General features: G+C 69.2%; 17 protein-coding genes and 1 pseudogene. 16 read left to right on the top strand and 2 right to left on the bottom strand.

From position 1 onward, the window contains the following. Nucleotides 1–19 precede the first annotated feature (19 nt). The 4 genes and pseudogenes from OG905_RS17485 to OG905_RS17475 all read left to right on the top strand — a co-directional run bounded on the left by OG905_RS17485 (nucleotide 20) and on the right by OG905_RS17475 (nucleotide 4,175). Entirely contained in the window at nucleotides 20–715 is a 696-nt protein-coding gene (locus OG905_RS17485) for a demethylmenaquinone methyltransferase (RefSeq protein WP_328671689.1), read from the top strand. A 10-nt stretch (nucleotides 716–725) separates the two neighbouring features. Further along, nucleotides 726–1,637: a glutaminase gene (locus OG905_RS17480; protein ID WP_328671688.1), complete on the top strand. Its 912-nt coding sequence runs from the start codon at nucleotides 726–728 to the stop codon at nucleotides 1,635–1,637. A gap of 141 nt (nucleotides 1,638–1,778) precedes the next feature. Further along, a pseudogene (locus OG905_RS39150) lies at nucleotides 1,779–1,847 on the top strand (zinc-ribbon domain-containing protein); the annotation flags it as partial. Nucleotides 1,848–1,955: 108 nt separating this feature from the next. After that, on the top strand, nucleotides 1,956–4,175 hold the full coding sequence (locus tag OG905_RS17475; RefSeq protein WP_328671687.1) for a hypothetical protein: 2,220 nt from the start codon (nucleotides 1,956–1,958) through the stop codon (nucleotides 4,173–4,175). Here OG905_RS17475 and OG905_RS17470 read toward each other — a convergent pair. After that, nucleotides 4,162–4,680 (bottom strand): GNAT family N-acetyltransferase, encoded by a 519-nt coding sequence (locus OG905_RS17470; protein WP_328671686.1) that lies wholly within the window; start codon nucleotides 4,678–4,680, stop codon nucleotides 4,162–4,164. The two genes, OG905_RS17475 and OG905_RS17470, sit on opposite strands and share 14 nt — an antisense overlap. Before the next feature lie 98 nt (nucleotides 4,681–4,778). Between OG905_RS17470 and OG905_RS17465 the strand changes: the two genes are divergently transcribed. Beyond that, nucleotides 4,779–6,065, top strand: a complete 1,287-nt coding sequence (locus tag OG905_RS17465) for a geranylgeranyl reductase family protein (protein ID WP_328671685.1) — start codon at nucleotides 4,779–4,781, stop codon at nucleotides 6,063–6,065. Nucleotides 6,066–6,162: 97 nt separating this feature from the next. Here OG905_RS17465 and OG905_RS17460 read toward each other — a convergent pair whose 3' ends face one another. Next, nucleotides 6,163–6,957: a C40 family peptidase gene (locus OG905_RS17460; RefSeq protein ID WP_328671684.1), complete on the bottom strand. Its 795-nt coding sequence runs from the start codon at nucleotides 6,955–6,957 to the stop codon at nucleotides 6,163–6,165. A gap of 692 nt (nucleotides 6,958–7,649) precedes the next feature. Between OG905_RS17460 and OG905_RS17455 the strand changes: the two genes are divergently transcribed. From OG905_RS17455 to nuoK, 11 genes are read left to right on the top strand one after another with little or no spacing between them, the layout of a single operon-like run. Beyond that, nucleotides 7,650–8,009 carry an NADH-quinone oxidoreductase subunit A gene (locus OG905_RS17455; protein ID WP_003992243.1) on the top strand — a complete coding sequence of 120 codons (360 nt, stop codon included), beginning with the start codon at nucleotides 7,650–7,652 and terminating at the stop codon, nucleotides 8,007–8,009. Between the two features lie 19 nt (nucleotides 8,010–8,028). Further along, on the top strand, nucleotides 8,029–8,583 hold the full coding sequence (locus OG905_RS17450; RefSeq protein WP_108151339.1) for a NuoB/complex I 20 kDa subunit family protein: 555 nt from the start codon (nucleotides 8,029–8,031) through the stop codon (nucleotides 8,581–8,583). Next, the gene (locus tag OG905_RS17445; RefSeq protein ID WP_328671659.1) at nucleotides 8,580–9,296 is read left to right on the top strand and encodes an NADH-quinone oxidoreductase subunit C; all 717 of its coding nucleotides are present in this window, start codon (nucleotides 8,580–8,582) and stop codon (nucleotides 9,294–9,296) included. The genes OG905_RS17450 and OG905_RS17445 overlap by 4 nt, the downstream gene beginning before the upstream one ends. Beyond that, entirely contained in the window at nucleotides 9,293–10,615 is a 1,323-nt protein-coding gene (locus tag OG905_RS17440; RefSeq protein WP_328671658.1) for an NADH-quinone oxidoreductase subunit D, read from the top strand. The genes OG905_RS17445 and OG905_RS17440 overlap by 4 nt, the downstream gene beginning before the upstream one ends. After that, complete coding sequence (nuoE, locus tag OG905_RS17435; protein ID WP_328671657.1) at nucleotides 10,612–11,352, top strand: NADH-quinone oxidoreductase subunit NuoE; 741 nt, start codon at nucleotides 10,612–10,614, stop codon at nucleotides 11,350–11,352. The genes OG905_RS17440 and nuoE overlap by 4 nt, the downstream gene beginning before the upstream one ends. Beyond that, entirely contained in the window at nucleotides 11,352–12,728 is a 1,377-nt protein-coding gene (nuoF, locus tag OG905_RS17430; RefSeq protein ID WP_328671656.1) for an NADH-quinone oxidoreductase subunit NuoF, read from the top strand. The genes nuoE and nuoF overlap by 1 nt, the downstream gene beginning before the upstream one ends. Continuing rightward, complete coding sequence (locus tag OG905_RS17425; protein ID WP_328671654.1) at nucleotides 12,725–15,229, top strand: NADH-quinone oxidoreductase subunit G; 2,505 nt, start codon at nucleotides 12,725–12,727, stop codon at nucleotides 15,227–15,229. Before nuoF ends, OG905_RS17425 begins: the two co-directional genes overlap by 4 nt. Nucleotides 15,230–15,261: 32 nt before the next feature. Continuing rightward, entirely contained in the window at nucleotides 15,262–16,629 is a 1,368-nt protein-coding gene (nuoH, locus tag OG905_RS17420; protein WP_328682410.1) for an NADH-quinone oxidoreductase subunit NuoH, read from the top strand. After that, nucleotides 16,622–17,218, top strand: a complete 597-nt coding sequence (nuoI, locus tag OG905_RS17415) for an NADH-quinone oxidoreductase subunit NuoI (protein ID WP_328671652.1) — start codon at nucleotides 16,622–16,624, stop codon at nucleotides 17,216–17,218. The genes nuoH and nuoI overlap by 8 nt, the downstream gene beginning before the upstream one ends. After that, nucleotides 17,215–18,051 carry an NADH-quinone oxidoreductase subunit J gene (locus OG905_RS17410; RefSeq protein WP_328671651.1) on the top strand — a complete coding sequence of 279 codons (837 nt, stop codon included), beginning with the start codon at nucleotides 17,215–17,217 and terminating at the stop codon, nucleotides 18,049–18,051. The genes nuoI and OG905_RS17410 overlap by 4 nt, the downstream gene beginning before the upstream one ends. Further along, nucleotides 18,048–18,347 carry an NADH-quinone oxidoreductase subunit NuoK gene (gene nuoK / locus OG905_RS17405; RefSeq protein WP_069927518.1) on the top strand — a complete coding sequence of 100 codons (300 nt, stop codon included), beginning with the start codon at nucleotides 18,048–18,050 and terminating at the stop codon, nucleotides 18,345–18,347. Before OG905_RS17410 ends, nuoK begins: the two co-directional genes overlap by 4 nt. Nucleotides 18,348–18,361 lie beyond the last annotated feature (14 nt).

The following is an 18,361-nucleotide window of genomic DNA, read 5'->3' as shown; positions in this document are numbered from 1 at the left end:
CGAGCGAGGCCGAACGCCAGTGACCCGCGCAACCCTGGACAAGCAGCCGCACGAAGTCGCCTCGATGTTCGACGACGTGGCGGCGAACTACGACCTCACCAATGACGTGCTCTCGCTCGGCCAGGACCGGCGGTGGCGCAAGGAGGTCGCCAAGGCGGTGGACGCCCGCCCGGCACAGAAGGTCCTGGACCTGGCCGCGGGCACCGGCACGTCCTCGCTCCCCTTCACCGCCACCGGCGCGTATGTCGTGCCCTGCGACTTCTCCCTCGGCATGCTGCGCGAGGGCAAGAAGCGCCACCCGTGGCTGCCGCTCACCGCGGGCGACGCGACGAAGCTGCCCTTCCGCGACGATGTCTTCGACGCCGTGACGATCTCCTTCGGGCTGCGCAACGTCCAGGACACGGACGCGGCGCTGCGCGAGCTGTACCGGGTCACCAAGCCGGGCGGGCGGGTCGTGATCTGCGAGTTCTCGCAGCCGACCTGGGCGCCGTTCCGTACGGTCTACACCGAGTACCTGATGCGGGCCCTGCCGCCGGTGGCGCGCACGGTCTCCTCCAACCCCGACGCGTACGTCTATCTCGCCGAGTCCATCCGGGCCTGGCCCGACCAGGCCGGTCTCGCGAAGCGGCTTCAGGGGGCGGGCTGGTCCCAGGTCGCCTGGCGCAATCTGAGCGGCGGGATCGTGGCTCTGCACCGCGGCACCAAGCCCCGCTGAGCCACCCGCCATGGACTACCAGGCGGTCCTCGAACGGATCGCGCAGGACATCGCCCCCCAGGTCGGCAGCGGCACCCCCGCCGAGTACATCCCGGCGCTCGCCGCCGTCGACCCGCACCGCTTCGGCATGGCCATCGCCGACGTGGACGGCAAGGTGTACGGAGTGGGGGACTGGCAGCAGCCCTTCTCCACGCAGTCGATCACCAAGGTCTTCACGCTCGCCCTGGCACTCGCCCAGGGCGGCGACAGCCTCTGGGAGCGGGTCGGGCGTGAGCCGTCCGGCAACCCCTTCAACTCGCTGGTGCAGCTGGAGTACGAGAACGGCATCCCGCGCAATCCGTTCATCAACGCGGGCGCGCTCGTCGTCACCGACCGGCTGCTGACCCTGACCGGCGACGCGAGCAGCGAAGTCCTCGAATTCCTGCGGCAGGAGAGCGGGAACGCGGAGCTGGCCTTCGACCCGGACGTCGCCGAGTCGGAGTCCGCGTTCGGCGACCGCAATGCCGCGCTGGCCCACTTCATGGCCTCGTACGGCAATATCGCCAACCCCGTCCCCACCCTCCTCGACCACTACTTCTGGCAGTGCTCGATCGAGATGAGCTGCGCCGACCTGACCCTCGCGGCGCTCTTCCTGGCCCGGCACGGGCTGCGCGCCGACGACTCGCGGCTGCTGACCCGCAGCGAGGCCAAGCAGGTCAACGCGGTGATGATGACCTGCGGTACGTACGACGCGGCCGGCGAGTTCGCCTACCGGGTCGGGCTGCCCGGCAAGAGCGGCGTGGGCGGCGGGATCGTGGCGGTCGTGCCGGGACGTTGCACGCTGGGCGTCTGGAGCCCCGGGCTCGACGCACGGGGCAACTCGGTGGCGGGAGTTGCGGCGCTGGACCGCTTCACGACGCTGACGGGGCTTTCCGTTTTCTGACGCGGACCTCTGAACGAGCCGTTCCGGGCGGCGAGTTGACGGGAACCGGCGGCCGGGGAAGATGTGTCCGTTGTTTACGACGTTTGCTTACGACGTTCTTATCTCCCCGCCCGTCCCCGTGTCTCACCTCGGAGTCTCCCCATGGCGTCGTTCTGCCCGCACTGCGGCAACCCATCCCCGGATGAGGCTCGCTTCTGCATGACATGCGGGCGGGAGAGGTTGCCCGTTGCCGCTGCGGCGCCGCCCGCGCCACCGCCGCCCGCGTACGGTCCGGGTTCCGTCCCCGGTCCCGTCCCCGGTCCCGTTCAGCCCTCGCCCGTGGGGGCTTTCTTCGGGCGGGTGTTCCGCGGCGACTGGCTGTCCTCGGCGAAGGCCGCTGCCTGGCCCGCCGGGCTGCTGCTGGTGATGGCGGTGGCGCTCGCCATCCCCTCGTACGGCCAGGACGACGAGGTCGTCGTCGGCTGGAGCGACCGGCTGCGGATCGCGCTTGCGATGCTGCTGCAGGGCTTCGGCGGCGGCTTCGAGATGAAGGCGAGCGGTGGTTCCTCGCCCTTCGGCTCGGACTCGGACTCCGGTTCCGGCTCCGGTTCCTCGGGCGGGATGTTCGGCGACTCGGGCACGGACGCCATGGGCGCGGCCTCCCTCTCCCTCGTGCCGCTGACGGTGACCCTGCTGTGGATCGGCGCGCTCTACCTGGGTGCGCGGATGCTGCGTACGCGCGGTGCCGGACTGGAAGCCGCCGTACGGCTCTCGCTGCTGGTCACCGGACTGGTGCTGGTCCTCGGGCTGTTCGCGCAGCCCGAGATCCAGGGGGTCGAGATCTCCTCGTCCCCGCTCCTCGCCGCGCTCGGCGCGCTGGTGATCTCGCTCGCGGTGACGTGCGGGGTGCTGCAGCGCGACGATCTCGCGGCCTGGCTGGCGCGGCGGCCCGGGGCCCGGTCGGCGGTGCGGGCCTTCGGGACCGCGGTGCGCGCGCTGGGCGCTGTCGTGGCGCTCTGCTCGCTGGTCGGCTTCGTCGCGTACGCCAATTCGGACGACGTGGACGGCACGGCCCTGCTGATCGCGCTGCCGATTCTGCCCAACATCGGCTTCGCGGTCCTGGGGCTGAGCTGGGGCGCGCCGGTGAAGTTCGACGTCCAGGGGCAGTTCAGCATGGTCGGCTCCAGCGCGGAGAGCGGCAGCTTCGGGCTGTCCGAGATCGGCGACGTATGGGGCAACGGTGCGGTCGCGGGGGCGCTGAGCCTCGGCGTCGTCTGCGCGCTCACGCTCGGTGTCTGGGCGGCGCGCCGCTCGGCGGACCGTCGTGAGCAACTGCTGGCCGCGGGCTTCTCGTTGGGGCTCGTCCTGTTGTTCACGGGCGTCAGCGGGGTCTCGGCGAAGCTCGCGGGCGGCCTGGCGGACTGGGGCAGCCAGGGCACGTCGGAGTTCGCACCGAGCGTTCCCGACGCGCTGCTGTTCGGTCTGCTGTGGGTGGGGGCGGCGACGTTCCTGGGCCCGTATGTGCTGCGGCTGGTGGGGCAGCAGGCACTGGTCCCGCCGGCTCCGACCGCGCCGCCGATGCCTCCGGCGTACGGCCCGGGGGCGGGGTACGCGCCGGGCGCTCCGGCTCCGGCTCCGGCCGACCCGGCGCTGCCCGGCGCCCCGCAGGCCAACCCGGCCGCGCCCCTGAACCCCGACGTACCGGATCACCCCGCCACCGTCGCCGCCGCGCCGTCCGCTCCGTACGCCGTCGACCCCCACACCATGCACCTCGGCGCCACCCCGGGGCCCGTGGCGCCCGTGGTGCCCGGCGCACCCCCGGTACCTGGCGCGGACCCCGCGGCCGAGCGGAAGCGGAAGGTCCTCATCTGGACCGCCACCCTCACCGCCGCGTTCGTGATCGGCGGCGGCGCGACCGCCGGTGCCCTGCTCCTGAAGAAGAACAACGACGAGTCCGACCAGGCACAGAACAAGCCGCCTGCCGCCTCGCAGTCACCCACCCCGCAACAGGACCAGCAGGACCAGCAGAACCAGCAGCCCTCCGCGACCCCGTCCACCAGCCCCTCGGCGTCCCCGTCCCCGTCCGCCTCGCAGGGCGGCGCGACCCTCCCCACGGGCTTCGTGCTCAAGCAGGACCCCGCCGGATTCACCGTCGGCGTGATGGACGGCTGGAAGCGCCGGCAGACGGGCAGCCAGATCTACTACGAGGCCCCGACGGGCGGGGCGTACCTCCAGATCGGCATCATCAAGAACACGCCGACGACCTCGTACGAGAACTTCCTCGGCCTGGAGAGGAAGGCCCTGGAGACCCCGGAAAGGAACTACAGGCGCGGCCAGTTGATCCAGAACACCTATCAGGGACGGCCTGGCGCGCTCTGGGAGTTCACCCACGTCCCCGAACCCGACGAGAGCAGCCTGCGGCGCCACGTCATCGACCAGGCCTTCGTCGCCGCCGACGGCACGGAGTACGCGATCCTCGCGGCCGGCCGTGCCGATCTGTGGGACGCGAGCAAGGACGTGGTCTTCTCGACGGCGACGAGCACGTTCACGGTGAACTGAGCTCCAGCCGGAAGCAGTACCCCTTCTGCTCGGACACCGGCGTGGTGAAGGTCTCCGCCAGCTCCATCCCGAGCCGCCGGATCACCGCGATCGAGCGCTCGTTGCGGGCGTTCACCATCGCCACCACCCGCTCGACGCCTGCCGCCCGTACCCGCTCCAGCGTGGTGCGGGCGGCGGCCGTCGCGTACCCCTTGCCCCACGCGTCGCGCGCCAGCCGCCAGCCGATCTCGATCTCGCCCACCGGGCCGAAGGTCTCGTGCGGCCACGGCTGCGCCCCGGTGAAGCCGATGACCCTGCCCTCCTCGTCGAGCATGGTCCAGAAGCAGAAGCCGTGCTCGGCGTCGTGTCTGCGCTGCCGGGCGGTCAACTCCTCGTAGAGCGACAGCTCCGCCGACTTTCCGCCGTGAAATTCCATGACCTCGGGGTCGTCGAAGATCCGGTGCCAGGCCACGGCGTCCTCGTCGGTGGGCACACGCAGCTGTACGGCGGGGAGCGGCCTGCTCATAGGGGGTGCCCTTCAGTTTGTGGATCAGTACGCCCCCATAGACTGCACACGTCCTGTGCCATTCGGTACGCAATATCGAGTCTTCGGGAGAACCCGCCGTGACCGAGCCCCTCTCCGAACACACCGCCGATGTGATCGTCGTCGGGGCAGGCCCGGCCGGCTCCACGACCGCGTACTACCTGGCCAAGGCCGGACTGGATGTCCTGCTCCTGGAGAAGACCGCCTTCCCGCGCGAGAAGGTGTGCGGCGACGGCCTGACCCCGCGCGCCACCAAGCAGCTGGTCGCCATGGGCATCGACATCTCCGAGGAGGCCGGCTGGCTGCGCAACAAGGGCCTGCGGATCATCGGCGGTGGCGTGCGGCTGCAGCTCGACTGGCCGGATCTCGCCTCCTACCCGGACTACGGACTCGTCCGTAAGCGCGACGACTTCGACGAGCAGCTGGCCCGGCAGGCGCAGAAGGCGGGCGCGCGGCTGTACGAGCGGTGCAATGTCGGCGCCCCGATCATCGACGACCGTACGGGCCGTATCACCGGCGTGAACGCCAAGCTGGGCGAGGAGAAGACCCCGGTCACCTTCCACGCCCCGCTCGTGGTCGCCGCCGACGGCAACTCCTCCCGGATCTCCCTCGCCATGGGGCTCCACCGGCGCGAGGACCGCCCGATGGGCGTGGCCGTGCGGACGTACTTCACCTCGCCCCGTCACGACGACGACTACCTGGAGTCCTGGCTGGAGCTGTGGGACCGGCGCGGCCCGGGCGAGGACCGGCTGCTGCCCGGCTACGGCTGGATCTTCGGCATGGGCGACGGCACCTCCAACGTCGGCCTCGGCGTGCTCAACACCTCCGCCTCCTTCAAGGAGCTGGACTGGCGCGAGGTGCTGAAGGCCTGGTGCGCCTCGATGCCGGAGGACTGGGGGTACACCGAGGAGAACATGACGATGCCGATCCGCGGCGCCGCGCTCCCGATGGCCTTCAACCGCCAGCCGCACTACACGCGCGGTCTCCTGCTGGTGGGCGACGCGGGCGGCCTGGTCAACCCGTTCAACGGCGAGGGCATCGCCTACGCCATGGAGTCCGGGCAGCTCGTCGCCGACGTGATCGTCCAGGCGCACGCCCGGCAGACCCCGGCGCAGCGCGAGCTGGCGCTGCACCGCTACCCGAAGGTCCTCAAGGACACCTACGGCGGTTACTACACGCTGGGCCGCGCGTTCGTGAAGCTCATCGGCAACCCGAAGGTCATGAAGATCGCGACGCAGCGCGGACTGACCCACCCGCTGCTGATGAAGTTCACGCTGAAGATGCTGGCCAACCTCACCGACCCGACGGGCGGCGACGCGATGGACCGGATCATCAACGGTCTGAGCAAGGTGGCCCCGAAGGCCTGACCCTCGCGGCTCCCGCCCCTGAACGACCGAAGGGCCGCGGCTCCACCCCGAGCGGGGGAGCCGCGGCCCTTCCGGGTACGCAGGGCGATGCAGGCGGTCAGAGAACGCGGACCGCGCCGCTCGCCGGGTAGCCCGACAGGTCCTGGATCACGACGCCCTTGCTGGGGTTGGCTGCGTCGAGGTACTGGCCGTCGCCGATGTAGACGCCGACGTGGTACGCGCTGCCGGCGCCGCCCCAGTAGAGGATGTCGCCGATCTGGAGGTTGCTGGTGCCCACCTGGGTGCCGGCCACCGACTGGTCCTCCGAGACACGCGGCAGGTCGACGCCGACCGTTTTGAACGCGGCCTGGACGAGGCCGGAGCAGTCCCACGAGTTGGGTCCGGTGCCGCCCATGATGTAGGCGTCGCCGAGCTGCGCCTTGAGGAAGGCGACAACGGTCGCTGCGGAGCCCGTCGCGCTGGAGGAGCTGCTGCTGGGCGCGGAGAGCGTGGTGCGCTCGGAGGAGCGGGAGGCGCGCTCCTGCGCCTCGGCCTCCGCGCGCTTCTTCGCTTCGGCCTTCTCCTTGGCCTCGGCCTTGCGCTCGGCCTCCGCCTTGGCCTTCTTGGCGGTCTGCGCGGCCTTGGCGGCGGCGGCGTCCTCCTGGGCCTGCAGCTCGAGGTCGAGGGCGGCCTGCGAAGTGGCCTCGGCGGACTGCGCGACGGCGGCGGAGAGGCCGGAGGTGAGCGTGGGCATCTCAATGGTCTCGGTCACCGGCTCGGCGGTCGCCGGCCCGGCTCCTGAAGCCACTGCGATGGTGCTGAGGACGCCACCGGCAACTCCGGCCCGCAGCGCGAGCTTCGAGCTGCTGCGGCGGGGCTTCCGGTGGCTGGGTATGTGAGCGGTGTGGGACATGAGTACAACCGCTATCAGGGGCACCCGGTTCCCTTCAAGAAACGTGTGTTGCGCCACAGTTACGTTCGGAACGTCTGAATCCGCTTATGTTGCGCCCTTATTGACGCCGTAACGGGCAAACCGGGCACCCGTGATCCGGGCTGTGATCACGGCCTTTCCGTGAAAGGTCCGAATTGCCTGGCGCCTACCATCGCTTCACACCCATGGCCAAGCCCGCTTTTGTTGCGCCCCGGAACGAGTGGTGCAGGTCACAGAAAGGTCACCGCCCGGAGACGGTGAGGGCTCGTGAACGCGTGCACGCGTCCACCTCAATCCGCCCTGTTGCCCGGACGGGTGAGGGTGCGTCCACTATCACCCGATGCGGTCCATCGCCAATTTGCCTGTACGGGCCACCCCTTGATAGAGCGCCACGTCCCCGACCAGCGGTAACACGGCCAGATGTCACGTCTGGTGATCACTCGGGCGCTTCGCGTATGAAGATCACCGCTCATCCGACTTCATGATCGTTCGCCTGGTGGTGGAGATCACAAAGACGTTGGGGTACCCCGTGTCGCAGATCACAGACCGGCAGGCATAGGATGCGGAGCAGTCGGGCTTGTGAACTGCCTCACATGTGCACGATCTTCGCGAGGCGGCGATGCGGATGCCCGGTGCGGTCCAACGGTCAAGGACGACTGGAAGGAGCGGGGAGGGTGAATGCTTACGCGCCCATCCTTGTGCTCGGCGCCCTCGGGGCAGGGTTTGCGATCTTCTCCGTGGTCATGGCCACGCTTATCGGCCCAAAGCGGTACAACCGCGCAAAACTGGAAGCGTATGAGTGCGGCATCGAGCCCACTCCCACGCCGGCCGGAGGCGGCCGCTTTCCCATCAAGTACTACCTGACGGCGATGCTCTTCATCGTCTTCGACATCGAGATCGTCTTCCTCTACCCCTGGGCGGTCACCTTCGACGCCCTGGGGATTTTCGGGCTCGTGGAGATGCTGCTCTTCGTGCTCACCGTCTTCGTCGCCTACGCCTATGTATGGCGGCGCGGCGGCCTGGAATGGGACTGAGGGGCTGAGGGGCACACCAATGGGAATCGAAGAGAAGCTGCCGAGCGGTTTCCTGCTGACCACGGTCGAACAGGCCTCGGGCTGGGTGCGCAAGTCATCCGTCTTCCCGGCCACCTTCGGTCTGGCCTGCTGCGCCATCGAAATGATGACCACGGGCGCCGGACGGTACGACCTGGCCCGCTTCGGCATGGAGGTCTTCCGCGGCTCGCCGCGCCAGGCCGACCTGATGATCGTCGCCGGACGCGTCAGCCAGAAGATGGCGCCCGTCCTGCGGCAGGTCTACGACCAGATGCCCAACCCCAAGTGGGTCATCTCCATGGGTGTTTGTGCGTCATCGGGCGGAATGTTCAACAATTATGCGATTGTGCAGGGCGTTGACCACGTTGTTCCCGTTGACATCTATTTGCCAGGCTGCCCGCCGCGTCCGGAGATGCTGATGGACGCGATTCTCAAGCTCCACCAGAAGATCCAGAGCTCCAAGCTCGGTGTGAACGCGGAGGAAGCGGCCCGCGAGGCGGAGGAAGCGGCCCTCAAGGCGCTCCCCACCATCGAGATGAAGGGGCTGCTCCGGTGAGTGACGGCGAACACACCAACGGTAACAACGTCCCCGCCCCGCGCGACGAGTCCCCGGAGGTCATCGGCGTACGCAGGGGCATGTTCGGCGCCGGCGACGGCGGGGACACGAGCGGCTACGGCGGGCTCGTCAGGACGGTGACCCTGCCGGGCGCCTCGCACCGCCCCTACGGTGGCTACTTCGACGAGGTGGCCGACGAGCTCGAAGGCGCGCTGGAAGAACAGGGGCTCGTCCCCGAGAACGCCATCGAGAAGACGGTCGTCGACCGCGGCGAGCTCACCTTCCACATCGCCCGCGAGCACCTGCTCCAGGTGGCCCGCACCCTGCGTGACGACCCGGCGCTGCGCTTCGAGCTCTGTACGGGCGTCAGTGGTGTCCACTACCTCCAGGACAAGGGCCGCGAGCTGCACGCCGTGTACCACCTGCGCTCGATCACCCATGGCCGGCTGATCCGCCTCGAAGTCTCCGCCCCGGACAGCGATCCGCACGTCCCGTCCCTGGTCGAGGTCTATCCGACCAACGACTGGCACGAGCGCGAGACGTACGACTTCTTCGGGATCGTCTTCGACGGCCACCCCGCCCTCACCCGGATCATGATGCCGGACGACTGGCAGGGCTTCCCGCAGCGCAAGGACTATCCGCTCGGCGGCATCGCCGTCGAGTACAAGGGCGCCCAGATCCCGGCTCCGGACCAGCGGAGGTCGTACTCGTGACTACTCCATCCGCAAGCGCGCGCGAGACCACCGAGGGGACTGTATATACAGTCACCGGCGGCGACTGGGACGAGGTCGTCCAGTCCGCGGCCAAGGCCGACGACGAGCGCATCGTCGTCAACATGGGCCCGCAGCACCCCTCCACGCACGGCGTGCTCCGCCTCATCCTGGAGATCGACGGCGAGACGGTCACCGAGGCCCGCTGCGGCATCGGCTACCTCCACACCGGCATCGAGAAGAACCTCGAGTACCGGACCTGGACGCAGGGCACCACGTTCGTCACGCGCATGGACTACCTCACCTCGTTCTACAACGAGACGGCGTACTGCCTGGGCGTGGAGAAGCTGCTCGGCATCACCGACCAGATCCCGGACCGGGCGAGCATCATCCGCGTCCTGCTGATGGAGCTCAACCGGCTCTCGTCCCATCTGGTCTGCATCGCCACCGGCGGCATGGAGCTCGGCGCCACCACGATCATGATCTACGGCTTCCGGGACCGCGAGATGATCCTGGACCTGTACGAGCTGATCACCGGCCTGCGGATGAACCACGCGTTCATCCGGCCCGGGGGACTCGCCCAGGACCTGCCGCCCGGCGCGGTCGACGCGGTGCGTGAGTTCGTCAAGAAGATGAACAAGAACATGCCGGAGTACGACAAGCTCGCCACCGGCAACCCCATCTTCAAGGGCCGTATGCAGGACATCGGCTATCTCGATCTGACCGGCTGCATGGCGCTCGGCGCGACCGGCCCGATCCTGCGCTCCGCGGGCCTCGCCCACGATCTGCGCAAGACCGACCCCTACTGCGGCTACGAGACCTACGACTTCGATGTCCCGACCGCCGACAGCTGCGACGCGTACGGCCGCTTCCTCGTCCGCCTCGAAGAGATGCGGCAGTCGCTGCGCATCGTCGAGCAATGCCTGGACCGTCTTGAGCCGGGACCGGTCATGGTCGCCGACAAGAAGATCGCCTGGCCCGCGCAGCTCGCGCTCGGGCCCGACGGACTCGGCAACTCCCTCGACCACATCAAGAAGATCATGGGCACCTCCATGGAGGCCCTGATCCACCACTTCAAGCTGGTGACCGAGGGCTTCCGGGTGCCGGCCGGACAGGCTTACGCGGCCGTCGAGTCGCCGAAGGGCGAGCTCGGCGTCCATGTCGTCTCCGACGGCGGCACCCGCCCCTACCGGGTCCACTTCCGCGACCCGTCCTTCACCAATCTTCAGGCCATGGCGGCGATGTGCGAAGGCGGCCAGGTGGCCGACGTCATCGTCGCCGTCGCGTCCATCGACCCCGTGATGGGAGGCGTCGACCGATGACGGCCCAGTCGCCCAAGCAAGAGGTTCAACTGGGGATGCCGCAGCTCCCCGCCCCCGACTACCCGGCCGACGTGCGCGCCCGGCTCGAAGCGGACGCCAAGGAGATCATCGCCCGCTACCCCGACAGCAGGTCGGCCCTGCTGCCGCTGCTGCACCTGGTGCAGGCCGAAGAGGGACATGTGACCCGCACCGGCGTCCGGTTCTGCGCCGAGATGCTGAGCCTGACCACGGCCGAGGTCACCGCGGTCTCCACCTTCTACTCCATGTACCGCCGCAAGCCGAGCGGCGACTACCAGGTGGGCGTCTGCACCAACACCCTGTGCGCGGTGATGGGCGGGGACGCCATCTTCGAAGGGCTCAAGGAGCACCTCGGCGTCGGCAACAACGAGACGACCGAGGACGGCAAGGTCACCCTCGAACACATCGAGTGCAACGCGGCCTGCGACTTCGCCCCGGTGGTGATGGTCAACTGGGAGTTCTTCGACAACCAGACCGTCGAGTCCGCCAAGCAGCTGGTGGACGACCTCCGGGCCGGGGAGCAGGTGACTCCCACCCGCGGAGCGCCGCTGTGCACGTACCAGGAGACCGCGCGGATCCTGGCCGGCTTCCCCGACGAGCGCCCGGGCGCGGTCGAGGCGGGCGGCGGCGCGGGTCCCGCCTCGCTGGTGGGCCTGCGGCTCGCCAGGGGCGAGGCCCCGCGAGTGGTGCACCCGCGTGACGCCGAGGAGGGGGAGTGATGACCATGTCCACCGAATACGGGGGCTCCTCAGGGCCGGAGGCCGGGGGAGAGACCAGTCCCGAGAAACTGCTCACGCCCGTCCTGTCGGCCTTCTGGGACGCGCCGGAGAGCTGGACGCTGGAGACCTACAAGCGGCACGAGGGATACGCGGGGCTCCGCAAGGCGCTGGCCATGTCCCCGGACGACCTCATCGCCTACGTCAAGGACTCGGGTCTGCGCGGCCGCGGCGGCGCCGGCTTCCCCACCGGAATGAAGTGGCAGTTCATTCCGCAGGGCGACGGCAAGCCTCACTATCTTGTTGTCAACGCCGACGAGTCGGAGCCCGGGACCTGCAAGGACATCCCGCTCCTCTTCGCCAACCCGCATTCGCTCATCGAAGGCATCGTGATCGCCTGCTATGCGATCCGTTCGTCTCACGCGTTCATCTATCTGCGCGGTGAAGTCGTCCCCGTACTGCGGCGGCTGCACGAAGCCGTACGCGAGGCGTACGAGGCGGGCTACCTCGGCAAGAACATTCTCGGCAGCGGACTCGACCTCGAACTCACCGTGCACGCGGGCGCGGGCGCGTACATCTGCGGTGAGGAGACCGCGCTGCTGGACTCACTGGAGGGCCGTCGCGGTCAGCCCCGGCTGCGTCCCCCCTTCCCTGCGGTCGCCGGTCTGTACGCGTGCCCCACTGTGGTGAACAACGTCGAGTCCATCGCGTCCGTTCCCGCGATCCTCCATCGGGGCAAGGACTGGTTCAAGTCGATGGGCAGCGAGAAGTCCCCGGGCTTCACGCTCTACTCGCTCAGCGGCCATGTCGCCGGCCCCGGCCAGTACGAGGCACCGCTCGGCATCACCCTGCGCCAGCTGCTCGACATGAGCGGCGGCATGCGCCCCGGCCACCGGCTCAAGTTCTGGACGCCGGGCGGCTCTTCGACCCCGATGTTCACCGACGAGCACCTCGATGTCCCGCTGGACTACGAGGGTGTGGGCGCCGCCGGTTCGATGCTCGGCACCAAGGCGCTGCAGTGCTTCGACGAGACGACCTGCGTGGTGCGGGCCGTCACCCGGTGGACCGAGTTCTACGCCCACGAGTCCTGCGGCAAGTGCACACCCTGCCGCGAAGGCACCTACTGGCTGGTGCAGTTGCTGCGCGACATCGAGGCGGGCAAGGGCGTCATGTCCGACCTCGACAAGCTGAACGACATCGCCGACAACATCAACGGCAAGTCCTTCTGCGCGCTCGGCGACGGCGCCGCGTCCCCGATCTTCTCCTCGCTCAAGTACTTCCGCGAGGAGTACGAGCAGCACATCACCGGCAAGGGCTGCCCCTTCGACCCCGCCAAGTCGACCGCCTGGGCCGACAAACACCTGGAGGTGAACGCATGACGGTCACGACAAACAGCGCTCCCTCCGGGGGCGGGGAGGCGGCTCTTCCGCCGGAAGACCTCGTCACGCTGACGATCGACGGGATCGAGATCAGCGTGCCCAAGGGCACCCTGGTCATCCGGGCCGCCGAACTGCTCGGCATCGAGATCCCCCGGTTCTGCGACCACCCCCTCCTCGACCCGGCCGGCGCCTGCCGCCAGTGCATCGTCGAGGTCGAGGGCCAGCGCAAGCCGATGGCGTCCTGCACCATCACCTGCACCGACGGCATGGTCGTCAAGTCGCAGCTCACCTCGCCGGTCGCCGAGAAGGCCCAGCGCGGTGTGATGGAGCTGCTGCTGATCAACCACCCGCTGGACTGTCCGGTCTGCGACAAGGGCGGCGAGTGCCCCCTGCAGAACCAGGCCATGCAGGTCGGCGACCCGGACAGCCGCTTCGAGGGCAAGAAGCGCACGTACGAGAAGCCCGTGCCGATCTCCACACAGGTGCTGCTCGACCGTGAACGGTGCGTGCTCTGCGCCCGCTGCACCCGCTTCTCCAACCAGGTCGCGGGCGACCCCATGATCGAGCTGCTCGAGCGCGGCGCACTGCAGCAGGTCGGCACCGGCGAGGGCGACCCCTTCGAGTCGTACTTCTCGGGGAACACCATCCAGATCTGCCCGGTGGGCGCGCTCACCTCGGCCGCGTACCGCTTCCGCTCCCGCCCCTTCGACCTGGTGTCCTCGCCCTCGGTGTGCGAGCACTGCGCGGGCGGCTGCGCGACGCGTACCGACCACCGGCGCGGCAAGGTCATGCGACGCCTGGCGGCCGAGGACCCCGAGGTCAACGAGGAGTGGCTCTGCGACAAGGGGCGCTTCGGCTTCCGCTACGCGCAGAAGCCGGACCGGCTCACGACTCCGCTCGTACGCAATGACGCGGGCGTCCTGGAACCGGCGAGCTGGCCCGAGGCGCTGGAGGCGGCGGCCCGCGGGCTGAGCGCCGCCCGCGGCCGCGCCGGTGTCCTGGTGGGCGGCCGGCTCACCGTCGAGGACTCCTACGCGTACGCCAAGTTCGCCCGGGTCGCACTCGACACCAACGACGTCGACTTCCGGGCGCGCGTGCACAGCAGCGAGGAGGCCGACTTCCTGGCCGCACGCGTCGCGGGCCGCGGCCGGGACCGGGACGGCGAGGGCGTCACGTACACCTCGCTGGAGAAGGCACCGGCGGTCCTGCTCGTCGGGTTCGAGTCGGAGGAGGAGGCCCCCGGAGTCTTCCTGCGGCTGCGCAAGGCGAACCGCAAGCACGGCCAGCGCACCTTCGCCGTGGCCACCCACGCGACCCCGGGCCTGACGAAGGCGGGCGGCACGCTGCTGCCCGCGGCGCCCGGGACCGAACCCGAGTGGCTGGACGCGCTGGCTTCCGGGACCGGTCTGGAGGGCGACGCCGCGAAGGCGGCGAAGGCGCTGCGCACCGAAGGTGCGGTGATCGTGGTCGGCGAGCGGCTGGCGGGCGTGCCCGGCGGGCTGACCGCGGCCGCTCTGGCCGCGACCGCGACAGGTGCGCATCTGGTGTGGATCCCGCGCAGGGCGGGCGAACGCGGCGCGATCGAGGCGGGCGCGATCCCCTCGCTGCTGCCCGGCGGACGTCCGGCCACCGACCCGCGGGCCCGCGAGGAGACTGCGGCGGCCTGGCGGGTACGCGAACTCCCGCACCGCTACGGCCGCGACACCGGCCAGATCGTCGAGGCCGCGGCGACCGGCGAGCTGGGCGCGCTGCTGGTGGCGGGCGTCGAGCTCGCTGACCTTCCCGATCCCGCACGCGCGCGTGCGGCCCTCGACGCGGTCGGCTTCCTGGTCTCCCTGGAGCTGCGGCCGAGCGAGGTCACCGAGCGGGCGGACGTGATCTTCCCGGTCGCCGCCGTCGCCGAGAAGCCCGGCACCTTCCTCAACTGGGAGGGCAGGGCAAGGCTGTTCGAGGCCGCGCTCAAGCCCGAGCACATGACCCGGCGCCTCGCGCCGACCGATGCCCGGGTGCTGCACATGCTCGCGGACGCGCTCGACGTCAGCTTCGGGCTGCCGGACCTCAAGTCCGTACGCAGGGAGCTGGACCGGCTCGGCACCTGGGACGGCCCCCGGGCCACCCAGCCGCTGGAGTCCGCCCAGACCCTGCCCCGCCCGGGCGAGGGCGAGGCGGTTCTCGCGGGCCACCGGCTGCTGCTCGACCAGGGCCTGCTCCAGCAGGGCGACGAGGCACTGGCGGGAACTCGCCATGCCGCGGTCGCCAGGCTCTCCGCGGCCACGGCGGCCGAGACGGGCGTGAAGGACGGCGACGTCCTGGCCGTCAGCGGGCCCGCCGGCGAGGTGCGGCTGCCGCTCCAGGTGAGCGAGATGCCCGACAAGGTGGTGTGGCTGCCGCTGAACTCCGTGGGCGGCGGCGTCACTTCGGACACCGGAGCAGTCCCCGGGCAGCTGGTCCGCATCGGCCCCGCGGCCGCCGCCACTGACGAACCGGAGGTGCGAGCGTGAACCCGACCGTCCTCGCGGCTGAGGATCTCTCGATGTTCGGGACCGACCCCTGGTGGCTCGTCGCCATCAAGGCGGTGTTCTGCTTCGCCTTCCTGATGATCACCGTGCTCTTCTCCATCGTGTGGGAGCGCAAGGTCGTCGCCTGGATGCAGCTGCGCATCGGCCCCAACCGGCACGGTCCCTGGGGCATGCTCCAGTCGCTCGCCGACGGCATCAAGCTGATGCTCAAGGAAGACCTGATCGTCAAGCGCGCGGACAAGGTCGTCTATGTCCTCGCGCCGATCGTCGCCGCGATCCCGGCCTTCATGGCGATCGCCGTGATCCCCTTCGGGCCCTCCGACAACGAGGTCTCGATCTTCGGGCAGCGCACCGCGATGCAGCTCACCGACCTGCCGATCGCGATGCTCTACATCCTCGCGGTCGCCTCCGTCGGCATCTACGGCATCGTGCTGGCGGGCTGGTCGTCCGGCTCGACCTACCCGCTGCTCGGGGGACTCCGCTCCTGCGCGCAGATGATCTCGTACGAGATCGCCATGGGCGCGGCCTTCGCCTCCGTCTTCCTCTACTCCGGGTCGATGTCGACCTCGGCGATCGTCGAGGCGCAGGCGGACCGCTGGTACATCATCCTGCTGCCGGTCTCCTTCATCATCTACGTCGTCACGATGGTGGGCGAGACCAACCGCGCCCCCTTCGACATGCCGGAGTCCGAGGGCGACCTCGTCGGCGGCTTCAACACCGAGTACAGCTCGATCAAGTTCGCGATGTTCATGCTGGCCGAGTACGTCAACATGGTCACCGTCTCCGCGGTCTCGGTGACGCTCTTCCTCGGCGGCTGGCGGGCTCCGTATCCCATCTCCACCTTCTGGGAGGGCGCGAACCACGGCTGGTGGCCGATGCTCTGGTTCGTCATCAAGGTCCAGCTGCTGCTCTTCTTCTTCATCTGGCTGCGCGGCACGCTGCCGCGCGTCCGCTACGACCAGCTGATGAAGCTCGGCTGGAAGGTCCTCATCCCGGTGTCGGTGGTCTGGCTGATGCTGGTCGCGACCGTACGGGCGCTGCGGAACGAGAATTACGACTTCCAGCAGATCGTGCTGTACGTCGGGGGCGCGGTCATCGCGGTGCTGCTGCTCTCCTTCGTCGCCGACATGTTCCGCGGCAAGAAGGAGAAGGAGGCCGAAGCCGCCCAGGGCGAGCCCCCGGCCTTCGATCCGATGGCGGGCGGATTCCCCGTACCGCCGCTGCCGGGACAGGAGTTGCCGCCGGTGCCGCGCAGGCGTCCCCGCCGTGAGCGCGAGTTGATTGTCAGTGGTGGCCCGGGCAGCGACATTTCGGGGGGCGACCCCCGAACCCCCGGGGCGAGTGACGGTTCCAGTGACGGAAAGGAGGCTGACGATGTCTGAGGGATCCGAGGACAAGTTCCAGAATCCGGTTGCCGGCTTCGGCGTGACCTTCAAGGCCATGTTCAAGAAGCGGCTGACCGAGCAGTATCCGGAGCAGCAGAAGGTCACGGCGCCGCGCTTCCACGGCCGGCACCAGCTGAACCGTCATCCGGACGGGCTCGAGAAGTGCGTCGGCTGCGAGCTGTGCGCCTGGGCCTGCCCCGCGGACGCGATCTATGTGGAGGGCGCGGACAACACCGACGAGGAGCGCTACTCCCCGGGTGAGAGGTACGGCCGGGTCTACCAGATCAACTACGCACGCTGCATTCTGTGCGGGCTGTGCATCGAGGCCTGTCCGACGCGGGCACTGACCATGACCAATGAGTTCGAACTGGCCGACAGCTCCCGCGAGAACCTCATCTATACGAAGGAGCAACTGCTCGCCGGTCTCGAGGAGGGCATGGTCGACTCCCCGCACTCGATCTTCCCGGGCATGGACGAGCAGGACTATTACCGGGGCCTTGTCACCGAGGCCGCTCCCGGCACGGTCCAGCAGGCCGCCGTCTCCAAGGACGAGAAGGCCCAGAAGGCCGAGGAGGTGGACGTATGAACACCCTCGCGGCCACTGTCACTTCGACGGGTGAGGCCATCCAGTTCTGGGTGCTCGGCACCATCGCCGTGCTCGGCGCGCTCGGCACGATCTTGATGAAGCGGGCCGTCCACAGCGCGCTCAGCCTCGCCGGGACCATGATCATCCTGGCGGTCTTCTATCTCGCGAACGGGGCGTACTTCCTCGGAGTCGTCCAGATCATCGTCTACACCGGCGCGATCATGATGCTGTTCCTCTTCGTCGTCATGCTGGTCGGCGTCACCGCCGCCGACTCGCTCAAGGAGACGCTGAAGGGCCAGCGCTGGCTCGCCGCGGCCTGCGGTCTCGGCTTCGGTGTGCTGCTGATCGCCGGTATCGCCAATGCCTCGCTGAAGAACTTCAACGGACTGGGCGCGGCCAACAGCGCGTACGGCGGCAATGTCGAAGGCATCGCGGCCCTCCTGTTCACCAAGTACGTCTTCGCCTTCGAAATCACCGGCGCGCTGCTGATCACCGCGGCCGTCGGCGCGATGGTGCTCACCCACCGCGAGCGCACCGAGCGGGCCAGGACCCAGCGGGAGCTGGCCGAGCAGCGCGTACGGGAAGGCAGGCAACTGCCCCCGCTGCCCGCACCCGGTGTCTACGCCCGGCACAACGCCGTGGACATCCCCGGCCTGCTGCCGGACGGCACCACCTCCCAGCTCACCGTCAGCAAGACGCTGCGGGAGCGCGGCCAGATCCGCGATGTGTCGAGCGATGCGCTCAACGACCTCAAGGCGCTGGAGCAGCGCGCGGAGGAGCGGCTCGGCCGTGACCACGATTCGCAGGAACAGGAAGAGGGGGTCGCGAAGTGAATCCCGTCAACTATCTGTATCTCGCGGCGCTGCTGTTCACCATCGGCGCCGCCGGGGTGCTGATCCGGCGGAACGCGATCGTCGTCTTCATGTGCGTCGAGCTGATGCTCAACGCCTGCAACCTCGCGTTCGTCGCCTTCTCCCGGATGCACGGCAATCTCGACGGCCAGATCATCGCCTTCTTCACGATGGTCGTCGCCGCCGCGGAGGTCGTGGTCGGGCTCGCGATCATCGTGTCGCTGTTCCGCTCACGCCACTCGGCCTCGGTCGACGACGCCAGCCTGATGAAGCTGTAAGGGGTCGCTGAATC

Origin of the sequence: Streptomyces sp. NBC_00322 (assembly GCF_036147535.1) — a bacterium.
GTDB lineage: Bacteria > Actinomycetota > Actinomycetes > Streptomycetales > Streptomycetaceae > Streptomyces.
This window is presented reverse-complemented; position numbering and strand designations above follow the sequence as displayed.